At 62.6% G+C, this 12,472-nt stretch carries 12 protein-coding genes and 1 tRNA gene; 7 read left to right on the plus strand and 6 right to left on the minus strand.

The features are described from left to right. Nucleotides 1–29 precede the first annotated feature (29 nt). The 3 genes from gorA to A3722_RS17580 all read right to left on the minus strand — a co-directional run bounded on the left by gorA (nt 30) and on the right by A3722_RS17580 (nt 2,537). Nucleotides 30–1,409, minus strand: coding sequence for a glutathione-disulfide reductase (gorA, locus tag A3722_RS17570; RefSeq protein WP_067624511.1), 1,380 nt, complete (start codon nt 1,407–1,409; stop codon nt 30–32). Between the two features lie 89 nt (nt 1,410–1,498). Further along, entirely contained in the window at nt 1,499–2,287 is a 789-nt protein-coding gene (gene rpiA, locus A3722_RS17575) for a ribose-5-phosphate isomerase RpiA (protein WP_067624514.1), read from the minus strand. A gap of 13 nt (nt 2,288–2,300) precedes the next feature. After that, the gene (locus A3722_RS17580; RefSeq protein WP_067624517.1) at nt 2,301–2,537 is read right to left on the minus strand and encodes a hypothetical protein; all 237 of its coding nucleotides are present in this window, start codon (nt 2,535–2,537) and stop codon (nt 2,301–2,303) included. 3 nt (nt 2,538–2,540) lie between these two features. On the opposite strand from A3722_RS17580, the gene A3722_RS17585 reads away from it, so the two are divergent. Together A3722_RS17585 and A3722_RS17590 are read left to right on the plus strand one after the other, a co-directional pair. Further along, nucleotides 2,541–3,914, plus strand: a complete 1,374-nt coding sequence (locus tag A3722_RS17585) for an L-serine ammonia-lyase (protein WP_067624521.1) — start codon at nt 2,541–2,543, stop codon at nt 3,912–3,914. A gap of 94 nt (nt 3,915–4,008) precedes the next feature. Continuing rightward, the gene (locus A3722_RS17590) at nt 4,009–4,920 is read left to right on the plus strand and encodes a pirin family protein (RefSeq protein WP_067624524.1); all 912 of its coding nucleotides are present in this window, start codon (nt 4,009–4,011) and stop codon (nt 4,918–4,920) included. 19 nt (nt 4,921–4,939) lie between these two features. Here A3722_RS17590 and A3722_RS17595 read toward each other — a convergent pair whose 3' ends face one another. Next, entirely contained in the window at nt 4,940–5,524 is a 585-nt protein-coding gene (locus A3722_RS17595; protein WP_067624529.1) for a TetR/AcrR family transcriptional regulator, read from the minus strand. Between the two features lie 75 nt (nt 5,525–5,599). Here A3722_RS17595 and A3722_RS17600 point away from each other — a divergent pair, with 75 nt between their 5' ends. The 5 genes from A3722_RS17600 (at nt 5,600) to A3722_RS17620 (ending at nt 10,796) form a co-directional block, all read left to right on the plus strand. Next, nucleotides 5,600–5,983, plus strand: a complete 384-nt coding sequence (locus tag A3722_RS17600) for a hypothetical protein (RefSeq protein WP_067624540.1) — start codon at nt 5,600–5,602, stop codon at nt 5,981–5,983. Nucleotides 5,984–6,086: 103 nt separating this feature from the next. After that, on the plus strand, nt 6,087–7,373 hold the full coding sequence (locus tag A3722_RS17605; RefSeq protein ID WP_067624532.1) for a homoserine dehydrogenase: 1,287 nt from the start codon (nt 6,087–6,089) through the stop codon (nt 7,371–7,373). A gap of 474 nt (nt 7,374–7,847) precedes the next feature. After that, nucleotides 7,848–8,810, plus strand: coding sequence for a class II fructose-bisphosphatase (gene glpX, locus A3722_RS17610; RefSeq protein ID WP_067624535.1), 963 nt, complete (start codon nt 7,848–7,850; stop codon nt 8,808–8,810). Nucleotides 8,811–8,864: 54 nt separating this feature from the next. Continuing rightward, nucleotides 8,865–10,604 (plus strand): single-stranded-DNA-specific exonuclease RecJ, encoded by a 1,740-nt coding sequence (gene recJ, locus A3722_RS17615; RefSeq protein WP_067916331.1) that lies wholly within the window; start codon nt 8,865–8,867, stop codon nt 10,602–10,604. 117 nt (nt 10,605–10,721) lie between these two features. Further along, nucleotides 10,722–10,796: transfer RNA gene (locus A3722_RS17620), tRNA-Glu, on the plus strand. Between the two features lie 6 nt (nt 10,797–10,802). Here A3722_RS17620 and A3722_RS17625 read toward each other — a convergent pair. Then, nucleotides 10,803–12,029, minus strand: coding sequence for a tyrosine-type recombinase/integrase (locus A3722_RS17625; protein WP_067627245.1), 1,227 nt, complete (start codon nt 12,027–12,029; stop codon nt 10,803–10,805). A gap of 232 nt (nt 12,030–12,261) precedes the next feature. After that, a partial coding sequence (locus A3722_RS17630) for an ATP-binding protein (RefSeq protein WP_161487636.1) occupies nt 12,262–12,472 on the minus strand: 211 nt, incomplete at its 5' end.

The raw sequence follows: 12,472 nt of genomic DNA on the forward strand, positions 1-12,472 counted from the left end.
TCCAAAAATTGTACGCTTTCGCGCGATATTCAAGCCGTGCGGGTCGGATTACGCATCGTCACCAGCTCTTCGGACATGGTTGGGTGTACCGCGCAGGTGGCGTCAAACTGCTCTTTCGTGGCCCCCATCTTGACCGCGATGCCGACCATCTGGATCAACTCGCCCGCATTTGGTGCGACGATATGACAGCCCAGCACGACCCGCGTATCGGCGCAGACGATGAGCTTCATCAGCACCCGGTCGGCCTTGCCCGCAAAGGCCCCCTGCATCGGTTTGAAAGAGGTTGCATAGACCTCAATCGGTCCTTTGTCGCGGGCGTCTTCCTCGCTCAGCCCCACGGTGCCCATTTCGGGCTGCGTGAAGATCGCCGAGGGCACCAGATCGTGATCGACCTGCGTCGGGTTGCCGCCAAAGACGGTTTCGACAAAGGCCATGCCTTCGCGGATCGCCACCGGCGTAAGGTTGATCCGGTTGGTCACATCGCCGATAGCATAGACCGAGGGCACGGCGGTCTGGCTGTACTCATCCACTTCGATCGCACCGCTGCGGCCCAGTTTCACGCCCAGTTCTTCCAGCCCCATGTCGTCGCTGTTGGGGCGGCGGCCAGTGGCAAAGAGCACTTGGTCGAACATCTTTTCGGTGCCGTTGGTCGGCTTGACCTTCATTGGGCCGCTGCCGTCTTCGTGGCTGGGCGTCATTTCCAGAATGTTGGTGCCAAGATGCAGGTCGATCCCCTTTTCCTGCATCATCTCGGCCACCATGCCGCGGGCTTCGTCGTCAAAGCCGCGCAGGATCTGCGCACCGCGGTAGTATTGCGTCACCTCGACGCCCAAGCCGTTGAGGATACAGGCGAATTCACAGGCGATGTAGCCGCCGCCGATGATCAGGATCGACTTAGGCAGCTTCTCAAGGTGGAACAGATCGTCGGAGACCAGCCCCAGTTCCGCATTCTCGATCTCGGGGCGCACGGGGCGACCGCCGCTGGCGATGAGGATATGTTTGGCGGTCTTCTCGGTCCCGTCGGAAAGGGCGACGGTATGGGCGTCTTTGATCCGCGCGCGGGCGTCGAAAGTATCGACGCCAGAGTTCTTCAAGAGCTTGCGATAAACGCCTTCAAGGCGGTCCAACTCTGTGTTCAGGCGGCTTTTGAAGTCATGCCAATCGAAGGCCCCGGCCTTGAGATCCCAGCCAAAGCATTTCGCCTCATCCACCACATCGGCATAGCCCGAGGCAAAGACCATCAGCTTTTTGGGCACACAGCCCCGGATCACACAGGTGCCGCCATAGCGGTCTTCTTCGGCCAGTCCGACCTTGGCGTCATGCTCGCCCGCCGCGACACGCGCCGCCCGCACACCGCCCGAGCCGCCACCGATGACAAACAGGTCGTAGTCGAATTCATTCTTGGCCATTTGGCGCCTCTCTTAGTCGTTTTTGGTGTTGCGCGGGATCGCGCATATTCTGGTGTTGCGCGGGATCGCGCGTGTCTCGCTCTTGGGCGTTAATCGCTGAGGTCGGAAAACAGGTTGTCGGTCTCGACGAATTCCAGCCGGTCGGTCGCCACGGTGCCTTCATTTATGTCGCGCACCTCAACCCTGCCATCCCCGTAGCCGATCACAACCGCGTCACAGATATCTATGAACAGGCCGTTTTCCACCACGCCGGGCATCTGGTTCAGCACCAGCGCTAGTTGCCGCGCGTTGCCGATGCGCCCCAGCCGCAGGTCTAGAATATAGTTCCCCTCGTCGGTGATGAAAGGCACCTCGCCGTTCATCCGCAGGGTCGAGCTTTGGCCCAGCACATCCATAGAGATCAGCGTCTCTTCGACCAGCGCCTGCGTGGTCTGCCAGCCAAAGGGAATCACCTCGATCGGCAGGGGGAATGCCCCCAGATGATGCACCTCTTTGCCGATATCGGCGATCACCACCATCTGGTCACTGGCCGTCGCTACGATCTTTTCTTGCAGCAACGCGCCGCCGCCGCCTTTGATGAGGTTCAGCTCTGCGTCGAACTCATCCGCGCCGTCAATCGTCAGGTCGAGCCATTTCGCCTCATCAAGCGAGATCACCTCGATCCCCACCTCCCGCGCCAGTTGCGCCGTGCGCGAGGAGGTCGGCACGCCTTTGATCCGCAGCCCATCTTCGCGCACCAACTCGCCCAGACAGCGCACAAGCCACGCCGCCGTCGATCCGGTGCCAAGGCCCACGCGCATCCCATCTTCCACGAACTCACAGGCCCGTTTCGCGGCCACGAATTTGGCCTTGTCGATCGGTGATAGGTCTCCGGACATCGGGTGCTCCCTCTCAGGCGTTTGCCGCGTTATAGGGCGAATTGGCATAGGGTGCGAGGGGCAAGTCAGCGGTTTTTGGACGCACGGCGATGCGACAAGACGGCCAGAGCGCGCCTTCAGTCGCTTTCAGCGCGCCAAGCGGCGGCAGGAAATGGTTGGATCGGCCCACACCACTTGCAATGCGCCAAAGGTCTGGGCGATACCCGTTCCACCGCGCCCCGACACCCGCAACCATAAAAGGGTCCGCCACCTGATGTTTCTTTCCGTCTTCGACATGTTCAAAGTGGGTATCGGCCCTTCGTCTTCGCATACCATGGGGCCGATGGTGGCGGCGGGGCGTTTCCTGGACCAGATGCGCGCATCGCCTTTCCAATTTGCCGGGCTGCGCGCCTCGCTCCACGGCAGTCTGGCCTTTACCGGGGTGGGCCATGCCACCGACCGCGCCACGATCCTCGGCCTCGCCGGATTCACGCCCGAAGACTATGACGCCGAAGCCGCCGAGAAGACGCTGGACCAGATCAAGCAGACCCGGCGCATCAGCGTCGAGGAGCTGCCCGAACTGCGCTTCGACCCCGAGCACGACATGATCTTCGACTACGACACCAAGCTTGCAGGCCACGCCAATGGCATGATGCTGATGGCCACCGACGCCCAAGGCGACGTTGCCTTGCGCGAAACCTATTATTCCATCGGCGGCGGCTTCGTGATGACCGAAAAGGAACTGGCCGCAGGCAAGGACACGGATGAAGGCGCGCCGGTGCCCTTCCCATTCAAGTCCGCCGCGGAAATGCTTGAGATGTCGGCCAAATCCGGCAAGACCATCGCAGGTATGAAACGCGCGAATGAGGAGGCGCGCGGCGGGGCCGAGAACCTGCGCGAAGGCAGCAAACGGCTGTGGCAGGTGATGCGCGATTGCATTGACCGGGGGCTAACGACAGACGGTATCCTGCCCGGCGGGCTCAAGGTGAAACGCCGCGCTAAGGGCATCTACGACGCGTTGATGGCCGAGCGCGGACAGAACCAATCCGCGCCGCATACGATCAACGATTGGATGAGCGTCTATGCCATGGCGGTGAACGAGGAGAACGCCGCTGGCGCTCAGGTCGTCACCGCCCCCACCAACGGGGCTGCGGGCGTGATGCCCGCGACCTTACGCTATTACCTCGACCACGTGCCCGGCGCGTCAGAGGCGCATATCGAAGACTTCCTGCTCACCGCCGCCGCCATCGGCGGGCTGGTGAAATACAACGCCTCGATTTCGGGGGCCGAAGCGGGCTGTCAGGCCGAAGTCGGCAGCGCCGCCGCCATGTCCGCCGCCGGGCTCTGCGCCGTGATGGGCGGCACGCCGCAGCAGATTGAAAACGCCGCCGAAATCGCGCTGGAGCATCACCTCGGCATGACCTGCGACCCCGTCAATGGGCTGGTTCAGGTACCTTGTATTGAGCGTAACGGGCTGGGCGCGATCAAGGCGGTTTCGGCGGCCTCATTGGCGCTGCGCGGCGACGGCACGCATCTGGTGCCGCTGGACGCCTGTATTGAGACCATGCGCCAAACCGGCGCGGACATGAGCGAGAAGTACAAGGAAACCTCGCTCGGCGGGCTAGCAGTGAACGTGCCAAATTGTTGAAGCTGCGCAAATTTGCACAGCCTCCGTTCGCCGGGGCCAATTGTTGAGGACACCGCCACCGCCTATCTTCTAAGCAACCGCAAAGGAGAGCATCATGTCCCTCAGACCCACATTGGAAACCCGCCGCGCCACGCCCACAATGGAAGGCGCAGGCGTCAAATTGCACCGCGCCTTCGGCTTCCACGATCCGTCGGAGCTGGACCCCTTCCTGCTGTTTGACGACTTCCGCAACGACCGGCCCGAAGACTTTGAAAAGGGCTTCCCCTGGCACCCCCACCGCGGGATCGAGACGATCACCTATGTGCTCGAAGGCACCGTGGAACACGCGGATTCGCTGGGTAACACCGGCGATCTGAACGCGGGCGACGTGCAATGGATGACCGCAGGCTCGGGCATCTTGCACCAAGAAATGCCGCGCGGGAATGCCGCCGGGCAGATGCATGGCTTCCAGCTTTGGGGGAACCTGCCGTCAGCCCAGAAGATGACCGCGCCGCGTTATCAGGATATGAAGTCCAGCGATATCCCAGTGGTGACCGACGACGACGGCACGCGGGTGAAAGTCATCACCGGCGAGTTCTGGGGCAAACGCGGCCCCGTCGATGGCATCGCGGCTGACCCGCAGTATTTGGATGTTTTCGTGCCCGCAGGGGTCAAGAAGACCTTTAAGATCGACACCTACCGCCGGGCCTTCGCCTATGTCTTCCAAGGCGCGGGCGCTTTCGCCGATGCCTCTGCCCCCGCGGGCGTGTTGCTTGAGAAAGAGGTCGGCGGCGAAGAGGTCAACATCCGCGATATGTCGGGCGACCGGACGCTGATCCGTTTCGGCACCGGGGATGAGGTGACGGTTCAGGCTGGCGAGGAAGGTGTGCGCTTTCTTCTCATCTCTGGCGCGCCGATTGAAGAGCCCGTCGCGTGGCATGGGCCAATCGTGATGAACACCCGCGCCGAATTGCAGCAGGCGATGCGCGATCTGAACAACGGGACTTTCATCCGCCCCGCGCATTGAACCGAAGGGCCGTGGCCGCTTAGGCGGTCACGGCCTTGCGCACCATATCCCAATATTGCGCGACAACCTCGTCCAGCGACAGCCGCCCGCCCGCGCGGTACCAAGTATTCACGCCCGTCAGCATCGCGATGATCGCCAGCGTCACGATCTTGGTGTCGGCGACGGAGAAATCGCCGCTGGCAACTCCGGCGCGGAGGATCGCTTCCAACCGGTCCTCATAGTCGCGGCGCAGACGCTCGATCACGGCGAAATTCTCCTCCGTCAGATTGCGCAATTCCATGTAGGCGATGAAAACCTCATCAGGCCGATCCGCGTGAAAGCGGATGTGGAAGGCCACGAAGTCCTGCAACTGCTGCAGTGCAGAGCGGTCTGCATTGTTGGGCGTTTCGGCCAGCAGGTCGGTCATATGTGCCCGCATCAGGTCGAACAGAAGGCTTTGTTTATCGGGCGTGTAGTTATAAAGCGCCCCGGCCTGAACGCCGACCTCAGCAGCAATCGCGCGCATCGACACGGCGGCATAGCCGCCCCGTGCAAAAAGCCGCAGTGCAGCTGCGCGCACGCGCGGGCCAGTGATATCGGAGTGTGAGCCTGTGGTTCTTGCCATGGCGGCAATTTAATGAACAAGCGTTCAAAAGCAAACCCCGCTTGCGCGAAGATCGCCGCTGGGGCAGAACGAGGCATGACACTCATGCGCACGCCCCGTCCTTTTTCGATTGCCGCCTTGCTTCTAGGCGTGACGCTATTCGCGGGTTGCGCGCAATTCCCCGAACTTGATCGCACGATCACCCCCGAACTCGAAGCCGCGCCCTACCCCGACATTGTGCCGATCGCCCCCCTTTTGGCCCAAGCCACGGCCGGGCGGATTGACCCAGTGCAGACCGAAGCAGAGCTTAGCGGACGTGCAGCACAACTAGAGGCACGCGCCGGACGGGTATCCAGCAATAGCACTGATACCACCACCGCCGCACGGGTGGCACGGCTGCGCGCACGGGCCGAACGTTTGCGCCAACAGCGGATCACCTCTGACGAACGTGAACGTCTGGCGCAGACACCAGCACTCTGAAGCGCGTTTGGCGCGTTGCACGCAGGCGCTGAACCCGCTACATCGCGGCAATGCCCGGCCCCATCTGCCGGGCCTTTCGGATCAGACCAGAAGGACCACCGCCATGTCTAAGCCGCTTCGCCTCGGGATTGCCGGATTGGGAACCGTGGGCGTGGGTGTGCTGCGCATTCTGCGCCAGCAGGCCGCCCTGTTAGAGGCCCGCACCGGCTGCGCGATGACGGTTTCTGCGGTCTCTGCCCGCACCCGCAACAAGGATCGCGGGCTGTCGCTCTCTTCCTATGATTGGGAAGATGACCCCGTCAAACTGGCGACCCGCGATGACGTGGATGTTTTCGTGGAGCTCATGGGCGGCGCGGACGGCCCCGCCAAGGCCGCGACCGAAGCCGCCCTGGCAGCGGGCAAGCATGTGGTCACGGCGAACAAAGCCATGCTGGCGATACACGGCCAAGCGCTGGCCGAACAGGCCGAAGGCGCAGGCGTGGCGCTGCGCTATGAGGCCGCCGTGGCGGGCGGCATCCCGGTCATCAAGACGCTGATGGAAGGGCTTGCTGGCAATGAGATCACCCGCATCATGGGGGTGATGAACGGCTCGTGCAATTACATCCTCACCCGGATGGAGGATTCGGGCAAAACCTATCAAGAGATTTTCGCCGAGGCCGATGGGCTGGGCTATCTCGAAGCCGATCCGCAATTGGATGTCGGCGGTATCGACGCGGCGCATAAGCTGGCGATCCTGTCCTCCATCGCATTCGGCACCAAGATCGACTTCGACGGCATCCAGCTTGAGGGGATCGAACGGGTCGCCATCGAAGACATCCGCGCCGCCGCCGACATGGGCTACAAGATCAAACTGCTGGGCGTCACCCAGAAAACCGGACGCGGACTGGAGCAGCGGATGATGCCCTGCCTCGTGCCGCAGACCTCGCCTTTGGGGCAGCTTGATGGCGGCACCAACATGGTGGTGATCGAAGGCGATGCCGTGGGCCAGATCGTGCTGCGCGGTGCCGGCGCGGGCGAAGGTCCAACGGCCAGCGCGGTGATGGCCGATGTCTGCGATATTGCGCGCGGGTTGCGCGGGCCCGTCTTTGGCCAGCCCGCCGAGACACTAGAGCAAACCACCCCCGCCAGCAGCCAGCGCCCGGCACCTTACTATCTGCGCATGGCGCTGGTCGACAAACCCGGTGCACTGGCGAAAATCGCCACCGTGCTGGGCGAAGCGGGCGTGAGCATCTACCGGATGCGCCAGTATGAACATTCCGACACTTCTGCCCCGGTTCTGATTGTGACGCATAAGACCAGCCGCAATGCGCTGGTTGAGGCGCTGGCGAATATGGACAAGACCGGCGTGCTGGCGGGTGAGCCGGTCGCGTTGCGGATCGAAGAGGTCTGAAGGTTTGCGTTGAGGGCCATCGCCTGCCCGCGGGTCGGCGATTTGACCGCGAATATTGCCACTTTATGGTGCAGCCAAGATGTACCATCGCAAAGTAGCACCCAGCCCCACCAAATCGGCTACCCGTCTGGGCGGGCAGGCGATGGCCCGGCGCCTGCGGCTTGATTCCGGGCTTAGGTGGCATTTGGAGCCAAGCTCCGGCGTTTGCCAGCGGATCGGCAAACTGAAGGCAGCGACATGCCACTTTATGGCGCAGCCGTGATGTGCGCTCCGCGAGGGTGCACCCGACCTCATCAAATCGCCCACCCGGTCGCACCAAAGGTGCGCCCTTATAATACGGCACGCCTTTCGCGTGACGGCCCGGCGCCTGCGGCTTGATTCCCGGCCAAGTGCTACCTGCGCCCAACCCAAAACTTGCCCCGAGGCCCGCGCGAGGGTACAGGACAGAAAACACATTGCACCCAAGGACACCTCATGACCGCTTCTGCCGAATTCCAAGACCGCATGCTCTCACTGGGCCTCGCCCGTGTTTCCGAAGCCGCCGCATTGGCCTCGGCCAAGCTAATCGGCAAGGGTGACGAGAAGGCCGCCGACCAAGCTGCCGTGAACGCCATGCGCGAACAGCTCAACATGCTCGATATCGCGGGCGTCGTGGTCATCGGCGAAGGCGAGCGTGACGAAGCCCCCATGCTTTATATCGGCGAAGAGGTCGGCACCGGCAATGGCCCCGGCGTGGACATCGCGCTTGACCCGCTCGAAGGCACCACGCTGACCGCCAAAGACATGCCCAACGCGCTGACCGTGATCGCCATGGGGCCGCGCGGCTCCATGCTGCACGCGCCCGACACCTATATGGACAAACTCGCCATCGGTCCGGGCTTCGAGACCGATGTCGTCACCCTCGACATGACCCCCGGTGAGCGCGTCGAAGCGCTGGCCCGCGCCAAAGGCTGTGCGGCTTCCGACATCACCGTTTGCATCCTCGAACGCCCCCGCCATGCGGATATGATTGCCGAGGTTCGCGCCACCGGTGCTGCCATCCGCCTCATCACCGACGGCGATGTGGCGGGTGTGATGCACTGCGCCGACCCCGAGACCGGCATCGACATGTATATGGGCCAAGGTGGCGCACCCGAAGGCGTGCTGGCCGCTGCCGCACTGAAATGCATGGGCGGGCAGATGTATGGCCGCCTGCTGTTCCGCAACGACGACGAAAAAGGCCGCGCTGCCAAGGCCGGGATCACCGAATTTGACCGCATCTATTCGCGCGACGAGATGGTCACCCAAGACGTGATCTTTGCCGCCACGGGCGTCACCGGTGGCAACATCCTTCCGGGCGTGAAGCGTGAGCCGGGCTGGCTGACCACCGAGACGCTGATTATGCGCTCGCGCACCGGGTCGGTGCGCCGGATCAACTACCGCACCCCGGCAGAGTGAGGGCCAGATCGGCCCTTCCCCCACCCCCTTCTATAACGGCCAAATGAGGTCCGCATGAGCTTTCTCGGTGTCGAAACATCCTTGACCGGGCGGCGCTGGATCGGCCCTGACGTGGAACTGACTCGCGCGGCGGAACTGCTGGTTCAGCGCGCGGGCCTGCCCGACCCGGTGTGCCAAGTGCTGGCCCGCCGCGGCGTGCTCGACACCGAGGCGGCGGGCTTTCTGGCCCCCGCCCTGCGCGACCTGCTGCCCGACCCACGCAGCTTGCGCGATATGGAGGCAGCGGCAACGCGGTTTCTCTCGGCCCTCCAAAAACGTGAACGCATCGCGATTTTCGCTGACTACGACGTGGATGGCGGCTCTTCCGCTGCGCTGTTGCTCGTCTGGCTGCGCGACATGGGCCACCGCGCGACGCTCTATATCCCTGACCGTATCGACGAAGGCTATGGCCCCAATGACGAGGCCATGTCGGCACTGGCCGCCGACCATGACCTGATCGTTTGCGTCGACTGTGGCACGCTTTCTCACGGACCAATCGCGGCGGCCAAGGGCGCGGATGTCATCGTGCTCGATCACCACTTGGGCGGCGAAACGCTGCCGGATGCGCTCGCTGTGGTGAACCCCAACAGACAGGACGAGGACGGCACGCTGGCGCATCTCTGCGCCGCTGCGGTGGTGTTTCTGATGCTCGTCGAAGCAGGCCGCCAGCTGCGTGAAGCGGGCCAGAAGGGGCCGGACCTCATGGGGATGCTAGACCTCGTGGGGCTGGCCACCGTGGCCGATGTGGCCCCGCTGATCGGCGTCAACCGCGCCTTTGTGCGTCAGGGCCTGAAAGTCATGGCCCGCCGCGCGCGCCCCGGTCTGGCCGCCCTTGCCGATGTGGCGCGGATGGACACGGCCCCCACGGCCTATCACCTCGGCTTTCTACTTGGCCCCCGCATTAACGCAGGCGGGCGCATTGGCCAAGCCGACCTGGGCGCACGGCTTTTGGCCACCGCCGACCCGCATGAGGCCGCCGCATTGGCCGAACGCCTCGACCAGCTCAACACCGACCGCCGCGAGGTCGAAGCCGCCGTGCGCGCCAGCGCCATGGCACAGGCCGAAGAGCGCGGCTTTGACGGGCCGCTGGCATGGGCCGCTGGCCCCGGCTGGCACCCCGGCGTGGTGGGGATCGTCGCCTCGCGCCTCAAAGAAGCCGCCAACCGCCCCTCCATTGTCATCGGCGTCGAAGACGGCATTGGCAAAGGCTCTGGCCGCTCGATCAGTGGCATCGACCTTGGCGCGCCGATCCAACGCCTCGCTGCCGAAGGGCTGCTGATCAAGGGCGGCGGCCACAAGATGGCAGCGGGCCTGACGGTGGCAGAAGACAAAATCGACGCAGCGATGGAACGGCTTGGCGAATTGCTCACCAAACAAGGTGCGCATCTGGCCGGACCTGCTGACCTGAAACTCTGCGGCATGATGATGCCCGGCGCGGCCACGGTGGAACTCGCCGAAATGGTCGACCAGGCCGGCCCCTTCGGCGCAGGCGCCCCTGCCCCGCGCTATGCCTTCACCGATATGCAAATCCGCTTTGCCAAACGCGTGGGTGAGAACCACCTCAAGGTCAGCTTTGGCGACGGTCTGGGCGCGAACCTCGAAGCGATTGCGTTCGGTGCATACGACGGGCCCCTCGGGCCTGCGCTTGAAAACCACGGCGGCGCGCGCTTCCACCTTGCCGGGCGTCTCGACATCAATAATTTCCGCGGTCGGCGCACAGTTCAACTGCGTTTGGAGGACGCCGCGCGGGCCTGAAAACTTTTTCTAGAAAAAGTTCATTTTTCTGCTTGCAGCCCCCCGCCGGATTACTTAAACGTCCGCTCACAGACAGAGCAGCAACACACGAAACGCTGCACTGACCTGACATAGAGTGGCCCGTTCGTCTATCGGTTAGGACGCCAGGTTTTCAACCTGGAAAGAGGGGTTCGATTCCCCTACGGGCTGCCACTAAATCTATTTTTTCCTTTGTTTACCAGCACTTGTGCCGCGCAGTGCCCCACGATCTATGGGGCATGGGACACTATCGCCTTCAAAGGCAGCTTCGGCACGTAGCGCAGCACGCTCAGCGAGGCGCGCGCGATCGACCCGCTTGGTGTAGATCGCAGCCGTTTTGGGATCGCTGTGCGATAGGTGCGCCATCACCTCGTAGACTGATCCAGACGCCTCGGCAATTTGCTCGGCGCGACGCTTGCGGATGCCGTGCTGGGACCGGGTCGCCCGCAGTTTCGGTTTTCCGTTCTTCTCAATTGTCAGGTTGCCCTCGTCATCGAGCAGCGGCTTGCAGAGACCAGCGGCGATGATCCACTTGCGGACAGCGTTGTCGAGCGAGCCCGAGGATGCAAAGGGTTCACCCTTCGCTGTCATAAGATACGCAGGAGCGTCCACAGGGAGGTCGGCGACCTCGAGCATGAAGTTCCACGGCAGTGGGAGCTGGACTTCGGAAGACCCCCGTTTCGACGGATGAAACCGGATGTAGAGGCGTTCGTTCCGGGTCAATTCATGCTGCGGTCCGAGAAGATGCATGTCGCCGATGCGGCCGGCGGTCGCTTCAGCAAGAAAAAACCACCTGCGAGCCATCGTTCCCGGACCATGAAAGGCCAGAAATTTGTCTACGTCGGCGTCGCTCCACGGCTCCGCACCACCCTTCTCGACGTGCCCGCTCTTTACCTTGAAGACCGGACTGTCTGTTGGATATCCATGATCCTCGCCCCACGCATATGCGGCGCGCAGTGCCTTCAGGCACGTATGCGCAGCCCCCGTGCGCACACCAAACGAGTCACGAATATGGGCGAAGGCTTCGCGCGGAAGAGATGCCTTCATCGCGCCGATCGTCATTCTCTTGTTCGGCGAAAGGCACTCTCTTGCCTGCGTGAGGCCCGTCTTGCGGCTGGCGAGTGTCAGCGGCCTCAGGTTTCCGGCTTGCACCTGGACTTCCATCCACTCAATGAACTTCTCACAAAGCTCGTCGAGCGTGTTCTTCGCCGGCTTGGACTCTTCCTTTATAATCAGCTTCAGCCCTGCCCTCGCGGCGAGGTAATGGTCCTCGAAGTCAACGTGGTCGGGCCCCACCGGAATTGTAATTCTCTTGATCTTCTGCCCTTCAACGCGAACACGCCAACGGAGTGTGCCCGCGGGCGTTTTCTCTTCACATAAGCCTTCGTAGTTCTTCTCGATTTTCATTTTCCGTCTTCCCATGAAGGGGCTTCTACACTCACTGCTGCACAAAGCCCGTTATCCGTTATCGGCCCTCCTGCGGGTGCCTGGTTTGCGTTGCCCGCCAGGTCGACACAGAATGAGCCATCCGCATTGACGCGCACGGCACCTGGCTGAAGACCGGCGGTGTTGATTGTCACTGAGAACTGACCCGGTATTTTCACCGAGATTTGACCCACCCTCAGTTATGCGTCGTGGTCTATGATGCGGTCAATGTTTTGGCCTCCTTTGCAGTTTTCTTTGCTGCCTCAGAACTGACCTTGAAGCGGTAGCTGTCGTTTCCGGTTTCGAGGATGTGGCAGCGGTGGGTAAGCCGATCCAAGAGAGCGGTGGTCATCTTTGCATCCCCGAAGACCTGCGCCCATTCTGAGAAGCTAAGGTTGGTGGTGATGATCACACTGGTGCGCTCA

Origin of the sequence: Sulfitobacter sp. HI0027 (genome assembly GCF_001634775.1) — a bacterium.
Classification (GTDB): Bacteria; Pseudomonadota; Alphaproteobacteria; order Rhodobacterales; family Rhodobacteraceae; genus Sulfitobacter.